Source organism: Paenibacillus rhizoplanae (genome assembly GCF_042684125.1).
GTDB lineage: Bacteria > Bacillota > Bacilli > Paenibacillales > Paenibacillaceae > Paenibacillus_AQ > Paenibacillus_AQ rhizoplanae.
Genome location: NZ_JBHUKY010000014.1, coordinates 1 through 19,565, shown reverse-complemented (window position 1 = coordinate 19,565; position 19,565 = coordinate 1). Strand labels below are relative to the sequence as shown.

The 19,565-nt window shown below is 53.2% G+C and carries 17 protein-coding genes; 14 read left to right on the top strand and 3 right to left on the bottom strand.

The window, feature by feature from the left end:
- Nucleotides 1-70 precede the first annotated feature (70 nt).
- From ACFSX3_RS05565 to ACFSX3_RS05520, 10 genes are all read left to right on the top strand, one after another.
- Entirely contained in the window at nt 71-757 is a 687-nt protein-coding gene (locus tag ACFSX3_RS05565) for a response regulator transcription factor (RefSeq protein WP_209991421.1), read from the top strand.
- Between the two features lies 1 nt (nt 758).
- On the top strand, nt 759-2,210 hold the full coding sequence (locus tag ACFSX3_RS05560) for a sensor histidine kinase (protein ID WP_209991420.1): 1,452 nt from the start codon (nt 759-761) through the stop codon (nt 2,208-2,210).
- 57 nt (nt 2,211-2,267) lie between these two features.
- Complete coding sequence (locus ACFSX3_RS05555; protein ID WP_209991512.1) at nt 2,268-3,224, top strand: 4-hydroxy-3-methylbut-2-enyl diphosphate reductase; 957 nt, start codon at nt 2,268-2,270, stop codon at nt 3,222-3,224.
- 353 nt (nt 3,225-3,577) lie between these two features.
- Nucleotides 3,578-4,624, top strand: a complete 1,047-nt coding sequence (aroF, locus tag ACFSX3_RS05550) for a 3-deoxy-7-phosphoheptulonate synthase (RefSeq protein ID WP_209991419.1) — start codon at nt 3,578-3,580, stop codon at nt 4,622-4,624.
- A gap of 282 nt (nt 4,625-4,906) precedes the next feature.
- Nucleotides 4,907-6,331, top strand: coding sequence for a type I glutamate--ammonia ligase (gene glnA, locus ACFSX3_RS05545; RefSeq protein WP_209991417.1), 1,425 nt, complete (start codon nt 4,907-4,909; stop codon nt 6,329-6,331).
- Nucleotides 6,332-6,779: 448 nt separating this feature from the next.
- Nucleotides 6,780-9,527: a GH36-type glycosyl hydrolase domain-containing protein gene (locus tag ACFSX3_RS05540; protein ID WP_379257109.1), complete on the top strand. Its 2,748-nt coding sequence runs from the start codon at nt 6,780-6,782 to the stop codon at nt 9,525-9,527.
- Nucleotides 9,528-9,672: 145 nt separating this feature from the next.
- On the top strand, nt 9,673-10,557 hold the full coding sequence (locus ACFSX3_RS05535; RefSeq protein ID WP_209991415.1) for a hypothetical protein: 885 nt from the start codon (nt 9,673-9,675) through the stop codon (nt 10,555-10,557).
- A gap of 106 nt (nt 10,558-10,663) precedes the next feature.
- On the top strand, nt 10,664-11,755 hold the full coding sequence (gene serC, locus ACFSX3_RS05530; RefSeq protein WP_209991511.1) for a 3-phosphoserine/phosphohydroxythreonine transaminase: 1,092 nt from the start codon (nt 10,664-10,666) through the stop codon (nt 11,753-11,755).
- Nucleotides 11,756-11,903: 148 nt separating this feature from the next.
- Nucleotides 11,904-12,368 (top strand): tRNA (uridine(34)/cytosine(34)/5-carboxymethylaminomethyluridine(34)-2'-O)-methyltransferase TrmL, encoded by a 465-nt coding sequence (gene trmL, locus ACFSX3_RS05525; RefSeq protein ID WP_209991414.1) that lies wholly within the window; start codon nt 11,904-11,906, stop codon nt 12,366-12,368.
- 153 nt (nt 12,369-12,521) lie between these two features.
- The gene (locus ACFSX3_RS05520) at nt 12,522-12,776 is read left to right on the top strand and encodes an AbrB/MazE/SpoVT family DNA-binding domain-containing protein (protein ID WP_209991413.1); all 255 of its coding nucleotides are present in this window, start codon (nt 12,522-12,524) and stop codon (nt 12,774-12,776) included.
- A 388-nt stretch (nt 12,777-13,164) separates the two neighbouring features.
- Here ACFSX3_RS05520 and ACFSX3_RS05515 read toward each other — a convergent pair whose 3' ends face one another.
- Both ACFSX3_RS05515 and ACFSX3_RS05510 read right to left on the bottom strand, forming a co-directional pair.
- The gene (locus tag ACFSX3_RS05515; protein ID WP_209991412.1) at nt 13,165-14,232 is read right to left on the bottom strand and encodes a phosphodiester glycosidase family protein; all 1,068 of its coding nucleotides are present in this window, start codon (nt 14,230-14,232) and stop codon (nt 13,165-13,167) included.
- Nucleotides 14,229-14,636, bottom strand: coding sequence for a hypothetical protein (locus ACFSX3_RS05510; protein WP_209991411.1), 408 nt, complete (start codon nt 14,634-14,636; stop codon nt 14,229-14,231). The genes ACFSX3_RS05515 and ACFSX3_RS05510 overlap by 4 nt, the downstream gene beginning before the upstream one ends.
- Nucleotides 14,637-14,918: 282 nt before the next feature.
- Here ACFSX3_RS05510 and ACFSX3_RS05505 point away from each other — a divergent pair, with 282 nt between their 5' ends.
- The 4 genes from ACFSX3_RS05505 to ACFSX3_RS05490 all read left to right on the top strand — a co-directional run bounded on the left by ACFSX3_RS05505 (nt 14,919) and on the right by ACFSX3_RS05490 (nt 18,542).
- The gene (locus ACFSX3_RS05505; RefSeq protein WP_209991410.1) at nt 14,919-15,575 is read left to right on the top strand and encodes a response regulator transcription factor; all 657 of its coding nucleotides are present in this window, start codon (nt 14,919-14,921) and stop codon (nt 15,573-15,575) included.
- Between the two features lie 67 nt (nt 15,576-15,642).
- A complete protein-coding gene (locus ACFSX3_RS05500) occupies nt 15,643-16,860 on the top strand; it encodes an aminotransferase-like domain-containing protein (RefSeq protein WP_209991409.1) in 1,218 nt (405 codons plus the stop codon).
- A gap of 189 nt (nt 16,861-17,049) precedes the next feature.
- Nucleotides 17,050-17,742: an ABC transporter ATP-binding protein gene (locus tag ACFSX3_RS05495; protein WP_209991408.1), complete on the top strand. Its 693-nt coding sequence runs from the start codon at nt 17,050-17,052 to the stop codon at nt 17,740-17,742.
- A 26-nt stretch (nt 17,743-17,768) separates the two neighbouring features.
- On the top strand, nt 17,769-18,542 hold the full coding sequence (locus ACFSX3_RS05490) for a hypothetical protein (RefSeq protein WP_209991407.1): 774 nt from the start codon (nt 17,769-17,771) through the stop codon (nt 18,540-18,542).
- A gap of 784 nt (nt 18,543-19,326) precedes the next feature.
- On the opposite strand, the gene ACFSX3_RS05485 is transcribed toward ACFSX3_RS05490, so the two are convergent.
- Nucleotides 19,327-19,565: DUF2161 family putative PD-(D/E)XK-type phosphodiesterase (locus ACFSX3_RS05485; RefSeq protein ID WP_379312698.1), on the bottom strand; the 239-nt coding region annotated here is incomplete at its 5' end.

Sequence of the window (19,565 nt, the reverse complement as noted above, 5' to 3'; positions counted from 1 at the left end):
GTACGGATGCGGAGAGACTGGTGCATCTGATACAATAGAGATATATGAATGAGACAATGGGGGCTGCCGGATGCGACCGAATATACTAATAATTGATGATGATGAGAAAATAACCTCCATGCTCCGCCGCGGGCTGGCCTTTGAGGGCTATGATGTCAAGACTGCGTCGAACGGGGCGGATGGGCTGCGCGCTGTTCTGAACAGTGATCCCGATGTGGTCATTCTGGATGTCATGATGCCACAGGTCGACGGGTTCGAGGTATGCCGTCGTCTGCGTGAGGGCGGCAGCAGTGTTCCTGTGCTGATGCTGACCGCTAAGGATGAAATTGAACACCGGGTGAAGGGGCTTGACCTGGGTGCAGATGACTATCTGGTGAAGCCGTTTGCTCTGGAGGAGCTGCTGGCCAGAGTCCGGGCACTGCTCCGGCGCAAAAGCGAGCAGGGAGGAAGCCCGGATCAAGCGGTCTCTTATGAGGATATTACGCTGGATGTGGATTCCCGGGAAGTAACCCGCGCCGGCCGTCGCCTGGAGCTGACGGCGAAGGAATTCGAGCTATTGCATCTGTTCATGCAGAACCCGAAGCGGGTGCTCTCCCGCGATCTCATCATGGATAAGATCTGGGGCTATGATTACAGCGGGGAATCGAATGTGCTGGAGGTATATATTGCAATGCTGCGCCAGAAGACGGAGGAGCATGGCGGCAAACGACTGATTCAGACGATCCGGGGAGCCGGTTACATCCTAAGAGGTGACTAATATGTCCATACGTTTGCGGCTCACTGCCTGGTATTCTGGGATTCTTGCCGTTATGCTGCTGGTCTTGTCGGCGGTTATCTACGGCTTTGTCTATATTAATACGTATGGCGATTTGAAGGACCGGCTCCAGAATCTGTCGCAACAGGTAGAATTGAAGGCTGGCCTGACTCAGGACGGAACCCTTCAGCCGATGCTTGGGGGACCGGCGGGTCAGAGCCTGTTTGCCCAAATGTACATCTATGATCTGGACCGGCTGATTCCAAGCCCGAATATGACCGAAATTAAACTGAAATTCCAGGTTCCTGCCAAGGAGGACCTGCATAGCCAGGAGGGATTCCTGCAAGCCAGGTATGGCGGCAACCCCTTCCTGATCTATCAGCGGGCGGTTGATGTAACGCTCAACAACAGTCTGCCTGCGCCTGCTGTCCTTCAGGTCGCCGTCTATACGGGGGAACAGGTCACGCTGCTCAACCGGCTAAAGAATATTTTGCTGGCCGGTTCCTTCGCTACTCTGGTCGCGGCCTTCACCTTCGGCCTGTTCCTGGCCCGCAAGGCGATGAGCCCGATCGGCATGGTCATTGAGGCGGCGAACGGGATACAGACGGGAACCGACCTCAGCTCACGGATCGAATACGACGGGCCGGAGGATGAGATCGGGCGGCTGATCGCGACGGTCAACAGTATGCTTGGGCGGATGGAGGGCTTCTATACGGGGCTGGAGGAGGCCTATGCCACGCAGCGCCGCTTCGTCTCGGATGCTTCGCATGAGCTGCGGACACCGCTTACAACCATCCGCGGGAACATTGATCTATTGCAAAAGGTCTGGGAGATGGACCCGCAGGACAGCCGGATGACCGAGGCGGAGATCCGTCAGCTCTCGATCGAATCCGTGAAGGATATTGCTGATGAGTCTAAGCGCATGAGCCGTCTGGTCGCGGATATGCTCTCCCTGGCCCGGGCGGATACCGGCCGGACCTTCGAGATCGAGCCGGTAGCACTGGAGCCGATGATGACTGAAGTGGCCCGCCGGGCGTCGTTCCTGACGCGTGAAGCGGAGTGGTCTGTCGGTGAGATGGGCCATCTGAACGGTAAGTATATCCTGGGGAATAAGGATTATCTGCAGCAGATGATGTTTATTTTCATTGACAATGCGTTCAAATATACCCCGGCCGGTGAGGTTACGCTGGATGCATTGCTGTATCAGAATCAGGTAGGAATCCGCATTGCCGATACGGGAATCGGGATGGACAAAGATGAGGTGCCGCATATCTTCGACCGCTTCTACCGCGCAGATGAATCCAGAGGAATCACGGAAGGCATCGGGCTTGGATTGTCCATTGCCAAATGGATTATTGAAGAGCATGGAGGCTCTGTTGAGGTGGTCACCCGTCAGGGGGAAGGGACTACCTTTGTCATCTGGCTGCCGCTTCTCTTTGCCCCGCCGCTGGAATAGGTTATAATTGAGGGGCTCCTATTACAGCAGTCATTGACAGCAGAAAGCGGTGAATTCATGGAAGTCATCAAAATCTCTCCCCGGGGGTATTGCTATGGCGTCGTCGATGCTATGGTAATGGCACGGCAGGCTGCGCAGAATCTTGATTTGCCCCGGCCGATTTATATACTGGGCATGATTGTGCACAACAGCCATGTCACGAACTCCTTCGAGGATGACGGAATCATTACGCTGGACGGGCATAACCGTCTGGATATTCTAGATAAAGTAGATAAGGGAACAGTCATCTTCACAGCGCACGGCGTATCGCCCGAGGTCCGTAAGATGGCACGCGCCAAAGGGCTGACTACGGTAGATGCTACCTGCCCTGATGTGACGAAGACGCATGACCTCATTAAGGAGAAGGTTGATGAGGGCTGCGAAATTATCTATATCGGCAAGAAAGGCCATCCGGAGCCGGAAGGTGCGGTGGGAATTGCGCCGGAGCATGTCCATCTGATCGAAAAGGAAGAGGATATTGCCGGGCTCTCTATCCCTTCCTCACGGATTGTCATTACAAACCAGACTACAATGAGCCAGTGGGATATCAAGCATATTATGCGCAAGCTGCTGGAGACCTTCCCCGGCGCCGAGGTTCATAATGAGATTTGTATGGCTACGCAGGTGCGGCAGGAGGCTGTCGCTGAGCAGGCGGGCCAGTGCGAGCTGGTTATTGTGGTGGGTGATCCGCGCAGCAATAACTCTAACCGCTTGGCGCAGGTATCCGAGGAGATCGCCGGAGTTACGGCTTACCGGATCGCTGACGTCTCCGAGCTGAATACGGAGTGGCTGAAGGGAATTACCAAGGTAGGTGTGACTTCCGGCGCTTCTACGCCGACACCGATCACCAAGGAAGTCATTAATTATCTGGAGCAGTATGACGAAGCGAAGCCGGAGACTTGGGAGATCACGCGCACGGTTAATATGGCGAAGCTCCTGCCGCCGGTGAAGAAAAAGACAGCGAGCACCAACTGACATTTCAGAATAACAAGGAATTCATACGATTCAATCGGCAGTGCGGTCCGAGAGGGCTGTGCTGCTTTTTTCGAAATATAAGAATGTATATGTTGCACAAGATACTTATCCTTCTATTTCTCGCTGAAACGGTACCGTCCTTTAAAAGGAGGGCAAAGCCGTTTCTACTTGTTTTGCCACCTGGAATTCACGCGAAGCGGGGGAATAGTGGTTGACTGAAAGGGGAATATGCGGTAAAATCACTTTAGTGCTTAAAAGCGTACACGCGTCGTAGTGAGATAGTGAATTAGAGAATCAGCAGTGTGCCGGACTATCCAACATTACCAATACAGGTCCAAAAGGGGAGCTATAATATGATCGTTATTACATCCAACCAAACACCTCAGGAACAGGTGAATGAGATTATTGCCGTGATTGAGAAGGAAGGCTTGCAGGTCCACCTCTCAGTAGGGGCTGACCATACCGTAATCGGACTGGTCGGGGGCGTCACTCCGAAGCTTGCCGAGCATCTGCGCCAGATGAAGGGCGTGGAGAACGTGGTGAAGATTACCAAATCCTACAAGCTCGCAAGCCGCGACTTCCATCCGGAGGATACGGTTATTGATATCCGCGGAGTGAAGATCGGCGGAGAGAACATGGTTATTATGGGCGGTCCTTGTGCTGTGGAATCTCCGGAGCAGATCGATGAGATTGCCAGGCTGGTCAAGGCTTCCGGCGGCCAGGTGCTGCGCGGAGGTGCCTTCAAGCCGCGTACCGGACCTTACAGCTTCCAGGGAGTTGGCGTGGAAGGGCTGACGATGATGGCGGAAGCCGGCAAACGTCACGGCCTGCTGACCATTACTGAGGTCATGACGCCGGAATATGTGGATATCTGTGCCGAGCACGCGGATATTCTGCAGGTAGGTACACGCAACATGCAGAACTTTGATCTGCTGCGCAAGCTGGGGACCTGCGGCCGTCCTGTGCTACTGAAGCGCGGGTTCAGTGCGACCTACGATGAGCTGCTGAATGCGGCAGAATACATTCTCGCCGGGGGCAACCGGGATGTCATGCTATGCGAGCGCGGCATCCGTACCTTCGAGACTTACACGCGCAACACACTGGATCTGTCGGCCATTCCTGTGCTGCAGAATCTCAGCCACCTGCCTGTAATCTCTGACCCGAGCCACGGCACCGGACGCCGTGAACTGGTAGCCCCTATGGCCAAGGCCTCAGTTGCTGCCGGCGCCAACGGTCTGATTATCGAGATGCATACCGACCCTGATAACTCCATGACCGGCGACGGCGTGCAGTCCCTGTTCCCTGAACAGTTTGACAGCCTGCTGCGCGATCTGGAGAAGCTGGCACCGCTGGTAGGCCGCAAGTTCTCTCCTTCTCTGGAGGCTGCGCCTGTAGTGTGATTTTCAACGTATAATGACTAATGAACAGCTCTCTTCTCCCCGTTCCAGGGCGGAGGATGGGGGCTGTTTTTGCTGCACCTGGGACAAAGGTGACATGGAATCCGGATGAATTTGCTATTTTCACCAAAGCGTCAGAATATCTTACATTGTCGCAAGAAATACCTGACATAAGCATTGACGATGTTAGGTATGCGTTTTATAATGACGACAGCAAAAAAATAAAAACAAGAACATTTGATACGATGAGCGGCCTAATGTTCGGAATCTGGGGAGGAATTAAGCATGTCGGTTGAAAAAGTATTGCAGACGATCAAGGAAAACAATATCGAGTGGGTGGATTTCCGGTTTGTAGATTTGGGTGGACGTGCTCACCACATCTCTTTGCCAGCATCCGCAGTTGAAGAAGAAACCTTTGTAAATGGAGTAGCATTCGATGGTTCTTCCATTACAGGCTTCCGGGGGATTGAAGAGTCGGATATGGTAATGATGCCTGATCCAAGCACCACTTACATTGACCCGTTCACTGCTCACCCGACGCTGAACATTATGTGCGACATCTTCACGCCGGATGGCGAACGTTACGAGCGCGACCCGCGCGGTATCGCAGTGAAGGCTGAAGAATTCCTGCAATCCAGCGGTGTAGGTACAGCAGCATTCTTCGCACCTGAATCCGAGTTCTTCATCTTCGACGATGTACGTTACGAGAGCGGAATGAATACTTCCTCCTTCTACGTAGATTCCGAGGAAGCAGCATGGAACACTGGCCGCAAGGAAGAAGGCGGCAACATGGCATTCAAGGTTGGCGTGAAGGGTGGATACGTGCCTGTAGCTCCAGTGGATTCCCAGCAGGATATCCGCAGTGAAATGTGCCGTCTGCTTGGTGAAGCTGGCCTCGAAATCGAGCGTCACCACCACGAAGTAGCAACAGCAGGCCAAGCGGAGATCAACTTCCGTTTTGACACCTTGAAGAAAACAGCTGATAACCTCCTCACTTACAAATACATTGTGCAGAACACTGCACGCCAATACGGCAAGGTAGCGACCTTCATGCCAAAACCGCTGTTCGGCGATAACGGTAGCGGAATGCACGTTCACCAATCGATTTTCAACGGCGATGCTCCATTGTTCTACGAAAAAGGCGCATATGCCAACCTGAGTGAAATGGCGCTGCATTACATCGGCGGTATCCTGTATCATGCTCCTGCATTGATCGCGCTGACGAACCCAAGCACCAACTCGTTCAAACGTCTGGTTCCTGGCTATGAAGCACCGGTCAATCTGGTCTATTCCAAGGGTAACCGTTCCGCTGCTGTCCGTATCCCGGTTGCTGCTGTGACACCTAAGGGCTGTCGCATCGAATTCCGTACACCGGACTCCACGGCTAACCCATATCTGGCCTTCTCCGCTATGTTGATGGCAGGTCTGGACGGAATTAAGAAGAAGATCAACCCTGAAGAAATGGGCTACGGTCCGCTGGACAAGAACATCTACGAATTGTCTGATGCAGACAAAGAGAAGATCCGCAGCGTTCCAGCTTCCCTGGACGAAGCTCTGGATGCACTGGAGGCTGACTTCGAATTCCTGACAGAGGGCGGCGTATTCACCAAGGACTTCATCGATAACTATATCGCCCTGAAGCGTTCCGAAGCTCAAGCCGTTGCCATCCGCGTTCATCCGCATGAATACTCCCTGTACTTCGACGTATAAGATAAGCTGGTCTAGTGTGAATATAGCTGGATAGAGAGGCCCCTGGAATCATTGATTCCGGGGGCTTTTTGCGTGTTTGCGTGTAAAGAGCATTAGTCCTCCTGAATTCGGCGAATGTGTGCTAGTTGAGCAAATGTGGAACCCCGTTCTCATGGGTTACAAATAGCTTAATATTGTGTTTTCGTAAAGTTTCGTTATTTAAATAGTATTAATGTAATAAAGTTACAATTTAATGTGGCGTTCTGAGTTTTTGAGTATTAATTTAGCACATCAATCTCTGCTCATAAGTCACAAATAACGCTTTACAAAGGGAAATAACGGTGTGATAATGGAACCGAAACCGATTTCGGAAAGCGGATTCGGGTTATGCAATTATGTGCTCGTGTGGTCATGTTATCAACGCAAACAAGAAGAGATCTGCTGTTAGGGAACAGGGAGGATGAATGGATTGAAAGAACAAACCAATGGATCAAAAGCAGGCTGGAGCTTCACCGGGAATAACGGGGACTTTCGGCTGGAGCAGCCGGACCGGAGCAGTTTTTTATATTTTCCGCTAGTTAATGAAGGGGGCATGATGTCCTCGGTCAGTCCTAAGCTGCATGGTCAGGCCGCTTCGGGTCATAATACCTTTCTGACGCCGCCCATCTCGGTGGAGGATCTGCATAATTCCCGCGCCTCGCGCAATTTCTGGGTGTACATTGAAGGTAAGGGAGCCTGGTCAGCTGCGGGTAATTCCGCACGGCAGAATGCGGCGTTCTATGGCGAAGCAGCAGATGAATCCTTGCTGGAAGCAGGACTTCTGTGGCATCGGGTGACGCGGGAGAGCAGTGACCTGGGGCTAAGGGCGCAGATCACAAGCTTCGTACCCTGCGGCAATGACAAGGTTGAGCTAATGAAGGTGGTACTTACAAACTGCGGTACAGAGGCGCTTACGCTGACACCTACTGCGGCTATTCCGTTGTATGCGCGTTCTGCGGATGACCTGCGCGATCACCGGCATGTTACTTCGCTGCTGAACCGGATCTATACTTCGGATTATGGTGTAGAGGTGCAGCCTGCCCTGTCCTTCGACGAACGCGGCCACCGGGTGAATCATACTTCGTACGGGGTATTCGGGGCTGGCGGGGGCGGTGAGCTGCCAACAGGATTATTCCCGGTGCAGGAGGAATTCATCGGTGAGGGTGGAAGCTTGGACTGGCCGGAAGCCGTTGTGAACAATCTGGCTCCGCCGATTGGGAAAGGCGGCGAAGCAGCTAAGGAAGGATACGAGGCACTGGGAGGCCTGCGTTTCGCCGCGATCACTCTGGAGCCGGGTCAGAGTCATTCTTATGTCATAGCGATGGCTATTGACAATAATAGAATCGATGTGCAGGCGCTGATGGGCAAATATGGCTCGGTTGCGGCTTTCGATACATTGCTTGAAGAGAATAAGCATTTCTGGGCGGATAAAGTCAATACGGTAGAATTCCATACAGGAGATCATGCCGCTGACGAATGGATGAAATGGGTCACGCTGCAGCCGGTGCTGCGTAGATTATACGGTAACTCGTTCCTGCCGTACCACGATTACGGCAGAGGGGGACGCGGCTGGCGCGATCTCTGGCAGGATTGTCTGGCTCTATTGATTATGGAGCCTGCGGATGTACGCAGCCTGCTCCTGAACAACTACGCCGGAGTCCGAATAGACGGCAGCAATGCGACGATCATCGGTCAGCAGCCGGGCGAATTCATTGCGGACCGCAACAATATTCCACGGGTCTGGATGGACCATGGTGCGTGGCCGTTCCTGACTACCATGCTCTATCTGGATCAGAGCGGGGATCTGGACTTCCTGCTGCAGGAGCAGACCTACTTCCGCGATAGCTTCATGAACCGCTGTAAGGACCGCGATGCCTCCTGGGAACCGGGTATAGGAAGCAGTCTGCGGACAACTGCGGGCGAAGTCTATTCAGGTACTATTTTAGAGCATATCCTGCTGCAGAATCTGGTTCCCTTCTTCAATGTGGGTGAGCATAACAACATTCTGCTGGAAGGAGCGGACTGGAATGACGGCCTCGATATGGCTGCACAGCGGGGCGAAAGTGTCACCTTCACAGCCTTCTATGCCAGCAATCTGCTCGATCTGTCCAAGCTGCTGATTACCCTGAAGGACCGGACTGGCGGAGATACGCTGGGGCTGGCTGAAGAGATGGTACTGCTGCTCGATTCACTGGGGCAAGCGGTCAACTATGAATCTATCTCTGCCAAGCATGAGCAGCTCAGCCGCTACTATGCTGCTGCACCGAACAAGGTGAGCGGGGAGAAAACCGTCCTGAAGCTTGACGAGGTTGCAGCAGATCTCGCCCGTAAAGCAGAATGGATCTTCGATCACCTGCGCCGCAATGAATGGGTAGAGAGCGGACACGGTGACGGCTGGTTCAACGGCTATTATAATAATGACGGGGAACGGGTAGAGGGTGAAGGTGCCTCAGGCACACGGATGACGCTTACCGGACAGGTCTTCCCTCTCCTGGGCCACGCGGCTGCTCCAGAGCAGATTCCTGCGATCATCTCTGCCGTAGAGCGCAATCTGTACGATCAGAAGATCGGCTACCGGCTGAACAGTAACTTCGGCGGCATTCAGCAGAATCTGGGCCGGGCGTTCGGCTTCGCCTTCGGACATAAGGAGAACGGGGCTATGTTCAGCCACATGACCGTTATGTACGGCAATGCGCTGTATAAGCGCGGATATGTCAAAGAAGGCCGCAAGGTGCTGGACTCACTGTATCGCCTGAGTGCGAACTTCGAGGTCAGCCGGATGTATCCCGGTATCCCGGAATATATCAACGAGCAGGGCAGAGGAATGTATACGTATCTGACAGGCTCGGCAAGCTGGCTGCTGCTGACCATGGTCACTGAAGTATTTGGCGTCAAAGGCAAGCTCGGCGACCTGCTGCTGCAGCCGAAGCTGGTAAATGAACAGTTTGACGGCGATAAGAGCGCCGCTATCAAGACTATCTTTGCCGGACGCGAGCTGAAAGTCGTCTATACGGCCTCAGGAAGCACGGAGTATGGAGAGTATCAAATATACGCAGTCCGCTTGAACGGAGCTGAGGTAACGCTTCAGCGCGTCTCAGAGGGCGCTGTGATTCCACGCAGCCTGCTGACAGGCCTGCCTGAAGGAGAAATTCATCTGCTGGAGGTAGAACTGGCCTAAGCCGGAGCTGCTGAACACTATCGCCTGCTCTGCCGGTCTGTGCAGAGCAGGCGTTTCAATATCCAAATATACCGTATAGAATGGGCCTGGTAATGCTATGATAGGATGTGCTGCGTCCATTTAAGGACAGAAAGGAAAGAGATTAATGACACGTATACTATCTAATGGAGTACTGACAGTAGAGATTGCTGAGGTGGGAGCCTACGGGGGCACCCGTTTTGACTGGACCGGATTTATTACAGGAGTGACGCTGGAGCAGGGCGGGCATACCTTTTGCGTTCCGGAAAGTCTGGTGCCAGGACAGGGTACGGGAGGGATAGGTCTCTGCAATGAGTTTGGCATTTCCCGGGCAATTGGCTATGAGGATGCTGCCGCCGGGGAATGGTTTCCCAAATTCGGTATCGGGCTGCTGCAGAAGCAAAGTGATGAGCCTTATTCATTCGTAGGGAAGTATCCGCTAAAACCGTTTCCGGTCACTGAAGAGTGGAGCGGACAATCGGTTACATACACTGTGCAGCCGCTGGAATGCCGGGGATACAGCATGCGGCTGGTCAAGACGTTGAAGCTGGAAGGGAACCGGCTGGACATTTCTTACAGGGTAGAGAATACAGGGACCGAAGCGCTGCGGATTGAAGAGTATATTCATAATTTTGTCGGCATTGATGGGGCGCTTGTAGGGACGGATTATGAGCTTAGGCTGCCGGGAACGCCGCAGATCGTAGCCCCGGAATCCGCTTATACGGAGAATTTGCTCAGCGTAGACGGGAATAGCCTGACATGGTCAGGGGAAGCGGACCGCCAATTCTATTGCAGACTCGAAGGCTGGGAGCAGGCGGAGGCAGATTATTACTGGGAGCTGATCCATAAGCCGAGCGGAGCCTGTATCAGAGAGAGCGGAGATTTCGCCGCCGAGCGGATTGCTTTGTGGGGGGATAAGCATGTTATTTCTCCCGAGGTTTTTGCTGACATCACTATTTTACCGCGTCACAGCAAGGGTTGGAGCCGCAGCTATCAGTTTTTCACTTCCTGAACCCTGCCTGGCTTACCTTATATGTGAATAATTATACTTGCTGGTGTTTATCGTTATCTGCTATCATAGCGATATCCATATTCATAGGAGAGAAAGGGTGGGAGTTATTTTGAGCAAGAGAGCATACAATTTTAATGCCGGTCCGGCAGCATTGCCGCTGGCAGTATTGGAACGTGCGCAAGCGGAGTTTGTAGAGTTCCGGGAGAGCGGAATGTCCATCATGGAGATGTCGCACCGCGGGGCGATATACGAATCCGTGCATAATGAAGCTCAGGAACGCCTGCTTTCGCTCCTCGGCAATCCGCAGGGCTACAAGGTATTGTTCATCCAGGGCGGGGCAAGCACACAGTTCGCTATGGTTCCGATGAATTTTATCTCAGAAGGCCAGGTCGGCAGCTATGTAATGACAGGAAGCTGGGCAGACAAAGCCCTGAAGGAAGCCAAGCTGACAGGCGGCGGGCATGTAGCTGCATCCTCGGCAGACAAGAAATTCCTGGCCATTCCTGAGCTTAGCAGCATCAAGGCTGCGGACAATGCAGCTTATCTGCATGTCACCTCGAATGAAACGATTGAAGGCACGCAGTATGCACAGTATCCTGATGCCGGTAACATTCCGCTGATTGCCGATATGTCCAGTGATATTCTGAGCCGCGATTTCGATGTGAACCAATTCGGCCTGATTTATGCCGGTGCGCAGAAGAATCTCGGACCCTCAGGCGTCACCGTAGTGATTGCCAAGGAAGAGCTGATCGCAAGTTCTCCGGCGAATATTCCTACGATTCTGCGGTATGATACTCATTACAAGAATAATTCTCTCTACAATACGCCGCCATCCTTCTCTGTATATATGGTTAATGAAGTGTTAAAATGGATTGAGGAACAGGGCGGGCTTGCCGGCACTGAAGCCAAGAACCGTGACAAAGCAGGTCTCCTATATGATTATATCGACGGCAGCGACGGCTTCTACCGCGGAGTTGCGGAAGAAGGCAGCCGTTCCATCATGAATGTAACGTTCCGGATGCCATCGGAGGAGCTGGAGAAGCAGTTCATCAAAGCTTCCGAAGCAGAAGGCTTTGTCGGCCTCAAGGGACACCGCAGCGTAGGCGGCTTACGGGCTTCGATCTACAACGCGGTTCCACATGAGAACGTTAAGGCACTGGCTGATTTCATGAAGCATTTCCGGCAAACTCAAGGGTAATGAAAGAACGTTCCTGACCTTCCGCCTGGCAGCGGAAGGTTTCTTCTTGCCCGCAGCATCAAGAATACATCACAGGGCCAAGGAAGGAACTGCGGGTACTTACTCCGCCGCAGTCTTTAAGACCCTACAGAGAGGAAGCGTCCATATTATGGCATTACACATTGTGCTGGTGGAACCGGAAATTCCGGCGAATACCGGCAATATCGCCCGCACCTGCGCGGCAACAGGAACCCATCTCCATCTCGTACACCCGCTGGGCTTCCGCACAGACGATGCTACGCTGAAGCGTGCCGGACTCGATTATTGGCATGCGGTGAATATTGAATACCACAATTCCTTCAGTGAAGTGCTTGAGAAGTATCAGGAAGGCCGTTTCTTCTACGCAACCACCAAGGCCAAGAAACGTTATAGCGATTTCAGTTTCCGCGATGGAGACTTCTTCGTGTTCGGTAAAGAAACCAAAGGATTACCGGCAGAGATTCTGGAGGCTGGACAAGAAACGGCGATGCGGATGCCGATGAGCGAGGCGGTAAGATCGCTGAATTTATCCAATTCGGCAGCGATTGTGGTCTACGAAGCGCTCCGGCAACTCGATTTCCCACAACTTTTCTAAAAGTTGACATCATTTTTTATTTTTTTCAGCAGGATTCGACATTTTAGTAACGAAATAGTTGAATAGTGCCGAAGAAAGTAATAGGGTACGTGAACTTAGATGTCTGAAATGGCACTACTAATCATAAGTTGAACAGGAGAGTGTAAGTTAGATATGAAACCTGCTGGCGTTGTACGTAAAGTAGATCAGCTGGGTAGAATTGTTCTGCCTAAGTCTCTGCGTAAAAGGTATCAAATGAATGAAGGTGACCCTGTTGAGATTCTGGTTCAGGGCGACCACATTATTCTGGAGCGTTACCGTCCGAAGTGTGTCTTCTGTGGATCTGTCGAAGGCGTAAGCGAATATAAAGACCGTTATATTTGTTCAAGCTGTCTTTCCGAAATGACCCAATTGCCAAGACACGCGTAAAAGCGTAGACCGCATCAATTATCTACATAGGGTAAAACGCCACAGCGGCGTCCTATAACATGGATGCTGGTTGGACTCGGCTTCGGTGAATAGTGAACAATACAAAAAGAGCGCCGCACATCAGTGCGGTGCTCCTTTTTGTGGTATGCATCCGGCGGTTCATTCGCGGGGGGCGGGTTACAGGCCCTTAGTCTTGTCGTCGTTGTAGGAAGAAGTAAGAATACCAGCCATAAAAAGTACGAATACCAGGGTCACGATCCAAAAAGTCAGGGAGAACGACATGCAAGGCACCTCCATTATTGACGATCTTCGTTATCCTGAGTATACCTTGTTAATCTGTAAAAATAAATGAAAATGTGATATTTAGCATTGACGGTTATACTCGGAATTACTTGAAGAACAGAAAGTTCGTCGGGACGCGGCGCAGATTGCCGTCGGAAGGCTTGTTAATGACCTTGCCGCGGAAAATCATGGACGATGAGCCGCCACCGTCCAGGTTATAAGCATCAATGACGCCGAGGTTGTACAGCTTGTCTTGAAGCTCGGCCAGTGTAGCACCGGAGTTGCCGTTCTCGTTATATCCGTCAGCGACCAGAATCAGCAGCTGATTATCCTTGTAGTTGCCGATAATGGTCCGCGGTGCCCGCTTCGGGGCCAGCTGCCATTTCAGCGGGATGGCTGTCTTGCTCTGATTCTTCAGCAGAACGGGGACGAAGGTTGCCCCGAATACCGGCTCCAGCTGATCCAGCTGGGTGCGGCTGGTGAACTTGCCGCCGATCAGCTGGCCGGACTTGTTCAGGCCGACGAAGCTGAGGTCCTTGTAGCTGGGTTCGAAGCCGTACAGATACTCTCCGCCGACGACGGTGGTTGAGAGAGGATAACGCTTGCCGTTCTGATCGGCGAATCCTCCGGCATTAATACCGGCTGAGGCGCCGTAGCGGTTCACTGCCTGCAGGGTGGTCTCGGAAGCGCCTGTGCCGTCCCCGGCCAGGCTCATCTTCATGGCTGACGAATCCTTCAGCTTAATCTTCATGGCGTATGCTGTATAGTTGCCGGGGTTCAGCCGGTATAATTCAATGGTAATCCGGTCACTGCTGATCACATCGGCGGGAATGCCGAGCCGGGAGCTAATCCGGCGGTTGTAGATCCGCTCGGGCCGGGAGGTCTGTGCTGCTGCTGTGCTGACCAGTGCGTTCATAGCGTTCGTAGTCTGCTTGTAGAGCTGTGCGCTGGTGCCGATGGAGTCTATGGTGTAAGAGGCATAGCTTTTGGCTACAGCCAGATCCTGCTTCAATTGGGCGGTTTCATTCACGGGTCCGGGAGCAGCTGCGAAGGGTGCAGTATTCAGCTTAAGCTCAAGCGGCGGCTGATACAGCCACAGACAGAGCAGCAGTCCGAATAACGGAGCGGTCAGAAGCATGAAGAACCGGTTCACTCTTTTGACAGGTGTCATCATTTGAGCAGATCCATCTCTTTCTTGAGCGTATCGAGCTGTTTCTTGACTTCGCTTAATTGCGTGTACAGCTTGTTGCTATTGTCGGTCTTGTTGCTGGCATTATCCTTGGTGAAGGTCAGCAGCTCATTGAATGTCTGCACGGTGCTCTGAAGCTCCTTCACTTGTTCTGACAGGACGGCAATCTTGGACTCGTAATCGGTCTTCAAAACGGTAAGCTGCTGCTGGCTTTGAGATCCAAGCTCGCTTAGCACCTGATCTTTCAGATGATTGCTGTAGCTGTACACGGCATAAACGCCGATTGCGATCATCAGAATCCAGAACAGTAGAAACCATTTTACGGACGAGCCGCTTCTCTCTGCGCTCCGGCGAGAGTGTACCCGGGTCGATTCCGCTAGCGGTTGCATTTCATCACCTCAAGCCATATTTTTTCAAGTCCTCATTCTATCAGACTTTCATCTTTTTCGCAAAAATGAAAGAGCCGCGCAGAAACGACAAAAAGTAATTGCATCCTGTTAAACTACTGCGATACAATTTCTATAGATTGGAATATCTGATGGACGTATTCAAGGTAAAAGTAGGAAGATTAGACTTAGACAGCATAGATCCTTGCTTGCGTGTTGACAGGAAACGCTTACAGCGCTTTCCATTCTGGAAAATTATATAGATAGCAGGAGGTCTGGGCATTAATGACGAAGGTCTGGCAGGTGGTCATCGTGGGGTGTCATCCCACAAGTATGCTGGGAACAAAATTAATTCTGGAAGATGAGGAGGGACTGACGGTAGACGGCATGTTCGCTACCTGGGAAGAATGTCTCGCGGGTATGGAGGAATTAAGGCCTGATCTGGTGCTGAGTGATTATCAGATGCATGATGGAACCGTAGAGCAGGTGCTGCCGGAAATGAAAAAAAGCTCACCGTGTTCCCACATTATTATCATGACGGAAGAGAACGATAAGGAAATATTCCTGCCCCTGATTGAACTGGGAGCGAGCGGGGTATTGTCGAAGGGAGCCACTCCGGGTCAGCTTCTGCAGATGATCCGCGGTATCCGCGAAGGGTTACTCTCCATTCCGCTGGAGTGGATCGAAAAGGGCTTCCGTCCAGTAGCCTCCTCCAGAGGACTGGAAGGTGTCTTGCAGCTAACACAGACGGAGATGTTCATCATGGAACGCATTGTGCAAGGAATTACATACGACAAAATCGCACTTGAAATTGAAGTCAGCCGCCGTTCAATCGATAACTACCTGCGCAAGATTTATGTGAAGCTGGAAGTATCGACAAGAGCGCAGGCGATTGAGAAGTTCGCGCTTTTCTCAAGACAGAACAAGCAAATCTACGCATAATCCCTGTATTACGACATAATGGCGTCAGGACTGGAATATTCTTAAACCAGATAAAGGGGGGAAGCGTATGAAGTATGAGTTTTCTTCGCGCGCACATACATTGTTATCTTCACCGCTGCTGAGTATCCGTAAGGAGACACGCCGGGGTACGCTAATCTCGCTGGCAGAGGAGCTCCCGGCAGAAGAATTATTTCCGCTGTCATTGCTGTCTGAGGCGGCATCTACCGTTATCTCCACAGATGCAAGTGCGCTGCAATACGGGGAGCCTGAGGGGTATGGCCCGCTCCGCGAATGGCTGACCGGAGATTGGCTCCGCAGCAAAGGCGTGGCGGTAGCCGAAGGCGGAGTGCTGCTGACAACGGGGAGTCAACAGGCCATCGATCTGCTGTCCAGGGTGTATATTGATCCCGGGGATCATGTGCTGGTTGAGAATCCGACGTCTCCCGGTATTCTGCAGGCGCTGAGGATGCAGGGAGCCGTTATTATTCCGGTGCAGGGTGATAAGGATGGCCTGCTGCCGGATCATCTGCGCAGCATGATCCGGCAGTACAGGCCCAAGATGCTGTTCGCCGCGCCGAGCTTCACCAATCCCAGCGGAGTGCTCTGGAGCCTGGCGCGGCGTCATGAGATTCTGGAGCTGTGTATCTCCCATAATGTGCTGATTGTGGAGGATGATTCTTATGGCGATCTGCACTTCCAGCGGAGTGAAGGACATCCTTCCAGGCGGTATCCAACCCTCTACGCGCTGGAGAATGTCAGCGAGGGCGGGCATGTGCTGTATATCGGCTCCTTCAGCAAGACTGTCGCGCCCGCGCTGCGGACGGGCTGGGCGGCGGGAAGCCGGGAGCTGATCGGTATGATGGCTGCCGCCAAGCAGATGGCTGACTGGCAGTCCAGCTCACTGAATCAGCGGCTGCTGCATCATCTGCTGAGTGTATCGGCCTTTGATCTGCGCGAGCATATCGCCCTGCTGAACCGCGAATACAATACCCGCCTGAAGCTAATGGCGGAGCTGCTGAAGCGTCCGGCCTGGAAGAGCAGCGTGTACGATATGCCGGTGGGCGGCATGTTCCTCTGGGTATCGCTGCCCGAAGGCTTGGATGCGATGGCTCTGCTGCGCGCCGCTCTGGCGAAGGGTGTCGCCTTCCTGCCCGGGCCGCTGTGCAGTGTAAGCGGAGGCACTGACCGCATCCGCCTGAACTTCAGCCATCCCGGCCGGGATGAGCTGTTGCTCGGAATGAACCTGATGAGTGAAGCTGTCACTGAGTTCACGGCCCGTAGTTAAGGGTCCGGGTGCGAGCGAACGAATGAACCCCTAAATGGAAGCAGGATGACCGCTGGGCCTGGATGGCTGGCGGTCATCCTTTTTTGTGCAGGCCTCCGCAGGGATTACGATGTGTAATACGTCTAAGATAACAAGTGAATATATTCACAAGTACTAAGCAGGAAATACATATCTAAGGAGTTGCAGGAGATGGAGAATGTACTGGAGTGCAGCAATGTAACCAAAAGGTATGGAAGAAAGACGGCGCTGGACGGTCTTAACCTGACTATTCCCGCCGGGAGAATCGTAGGGCTGCTTGGACCAAACGGGGCGGGGAAGACGACGCTGATGAAGCTGATTGTCTCTTTGCTCAGGGATTATAAGGGGACTCTTACGGTCAGCGGGATGCGGCCCGGCCTGGACACCAAAAAAATCGTCTCTTACCTGCCCGACCGCGAGTTCCTGTACCCATGGATGACGATTGAAGAAAGCATTGCTTTTTTTGACCACTCGTTTGCCGATTTTCAGCGGGAGAAGGCGTACAGCATGATTGAAGCCTTGGGACTGAATCTGCAGGACAAGGTGAAATCCTTATCCAAAGGGATGCGGGAGAGGGTAAGCCTCTCGCTGGTGTTTGCGCGCAAAGCCCGGCTATTCGTTCTGGACGAGCCGCTGGCGGCGGTGGACCCTTCCACGAGGGATAAGATCATAGGCATCATCCTGGATAATTTCGATCCGGACAGCTCCATCCTGATCAGTACGCATCTGATTCACGATGTCGAGAGTCTGTTTACGGATGTGGTGTTTGTGAACGATGGCAAAGTGCTGCTGCAGGGAAGGGTGGAGGAGCTGCGGCGGGAGCACGGTATGCCGATTGAGGATTTATTCAAACGTCTGATTTAAGCTACTTTACAAAAGGGGAGAACATCATGGTTTATTTACATCAATTCAAGCTTGAATGCCGGAAGCATTTTGCCATCTTTGCCATCTTCACTGTCTTAAGCGGTCTGGCTAACCTGTATTTTCTGTTTAATCACGGACAGGATATCGCCTTCGTCTTCCTGCTGGTAAATATGGTAATAGGCATACTGCTGCCGGTCTATATCTATATGGATTATTACAGGGAATTCTTCACAGGGACGATGCCGATTAACCATATGCTGCCGCTCCGAACCTCCGCTCTGTTCGGTGTGAAGTCCGCTGTATTTATGCTGGGGCTTACGGCGGTCTGGTCCACCACACTGCTGGATGTGTTCCTGAATCCCGAGGGGCTGTACCATCAGCGGATCGCACATTCCACAAGTCCCGCGCTGGGCGTTACCTACTTCATACTCTCCAAGCTGTGCAGCCTTCCGGCAGGCCTGGCGCTGATGGGTCTGGCCCTTGCGGCTGCCAAAAGATTCCGTAAGCCGGCGCTAAGCCACCTCTGCATTGCTGCCCTCATCGTCCTCATAACCGGTATCCAGTTTGCTTTGGTGATCCGGGGAAGCGAGCATTTCAGCATCGGCTCCTCTGCGGCGGACAGCTTCAAGCAATATGCGAATCTGCTTACCGTGAGCCCGGCGGGGCAGGAGCAGCCGTCCAACATTAACGAGACCATTAACTGGCTGTCCGTAGGCATGAACCTGCTGGTGGCGCTGCTTGCCGGAGCGATGGGAAGTGCGCTGCTGAACGGGCGCAAATATGAGCTGCACGGGAAGTGAGTGGGGAGTGTGTAGGGAGTGAGTGTGGAGTGTGTAGGAAGTGAGCGGGGTGTAAGTGAGGAGTGAGTGGGGGAGTGTGTAGGGAGTGAGTGGGGAGTGTGGTTGGGGGTGAGCGGACTTTTGGAGTTGTCGCGCCGCAGCCTTGCAGCGATACTGTGTGCGGAACAACCTGCGCCTGATCATCCGTGGGCCGTCTGCAGGAGCTTACGGTTGTAGCTTTTTTGGGGCGCGGGTGGATGGGGAATAGTCCAGGTCGGGCTATCCTGGTGACCGTTCCCAACCTAACATAATAGCAGTTGGAAAAAAGGCACTTAATTATGCTAGAATCCTGAAATTCAGGAGTTTAGTTGGAAAAAGTACATCTACTCGCCCGGGATACGCTAATGGGGCTCAGAATCACAGAAAATAAATGCTGTTTATCCAACTAATCTTTTTGGACCGGATAAACCAGTGAATTTAAGTGTCTAAATTCCACCTGCTGTTGGGCAGGTGGAACGGGTACGCGATTCGCCTGTAGGGATATGGCGCTGGAAGTGAGCGTGGCTGGGTGTATTATAGGCGCATCCGCCAGAAGCAGCACTGGTAAGCTAGGCAGCACGCCTGGTACGCAGCCAGTTTGGCACCCCAGGCGGGGGTTGTAGCTAGCTCAAGCGTTGCTGCCCGGGCCCAGCGGAAGGCGTCGCTTAGATGGATAGACGGCGCAGTTGGCGCCGGGCGAATCCCGGAGCGGCTTCCCCGGTTGGGGCCGGGCGAATCCCGTCAGGCGCTCCCCCGGGCGCACCGCCTACAGCTTGGCGGCGCTGATCTCCGCGACCCGGGCATACTCGATCAGCGCTGCCCTTCCGGCGGCCGTGAGCGTGTAGCGGCCGCGACCCACCCGGAAGAACCACGAATAGTAGTTCTTCTGCAGGATCGCGGCGGCGCCGGGCACGCCGCTCCGCTTACGCAGCGCGGCGGGCGTTACGCCGCGCGGTGCCTCCGCCCGGCTGAGCGCAGCCGCCGGGCCCGCACCCGCAGCGGCAT

Coding starts and splice junctions, on each gene's coding strand:
- ACFSX3_RS05505 (WP_209991410.1), top strand. CDS start 14,919: ATGACGAAGGTCTGGCAGGTGGTCATCGTGGGGTGTCATCCCACAAGT.
- ACFSX3_RS05565 (WP_209991421.1), top strand. CDS start 71: ATGCGACCGAATATACTAATAATTGATGATGATGAGAAAATAACCTCC.
- ACFSX3_RS05520 (WP_209991413.1), top strand. CDS start 12,522: ATGAAACCTGCTGGCGTTGTACGTAAAGTAGATCAGCTGGGTAGAATT.
- ACFSX3_RS05495 (WP_209991408.1), top strand. CDS start 17,050: ATGGAGAATGTACTGGAGTGCAGCAATGTAACCAAAAGGTATGGAAGA.
- ACFSX3_RS05515 (WP_209991412.1), bottom strand. CDS start 14,232: ATGATGACACCTGTCAAAAGAGTGAACCGGTTCTTCATGCTTCTGACC.
- trmL (WP_209991414.1), top strand. CDS start 11,904: ATGGCATTACACATTGTGCTGGTGGAACCGGAAATTCCGGCGAATACC.
- ACFSX3_RS05560 (WP_209991420.1), top strand. CDS start 759: ATGTCCATACGTTTGCGGCTCACTGCCTGGTATTCTGGGATTCTTGCC.
- ACFSX3_RS05555 (WP_209991512.1), top strand. CDS start 2,268: ATGGAAGTCATCAAAATCTCTCCCCGGGGGTATTGCTATGGCGTCGTC.
- ACFSX3_RS05510 (WP_209991411.1), bottom strand. CDS start 14,636: ATGCAACCGCTAGCGGAATCGACCCGGGTACACTCTCGCCGGAGCGCA.
- ACFSX3_RS05500 (WP_209991409.1), top strand. CDS start 15,643: ATGAAGTATGAGTTTTCTTCGCGCGCACATACATTGTTATCTTCACCG.
- ACFSX3_RS05490 (WP_209991407.1), top strand. CDS start 17,769: ATGGTTTATTTACATCAATTCAAGCTTGAATGCCGGAAGCATTTTGCC.
- aroF (WP_209991419.1), top strand. CDS start 3,578: ATGATCGTTATTACATCCAACCAAACACCTCAGGAACAGGTGAATGAG.
- glnA (WP_209991417.1), top strand. CDS start 4,907: ATGTCGGTTGAAAAAGTATTGCAGACGATCAAGGAAAACAATATCGAG.
- ACFSX3_RS05535 (WP_209991415.1), top strand. CDS start 9,673: ATGACACGTATACTATCTAATGGAGTACTGACAGTAGAGATTGCTGAG.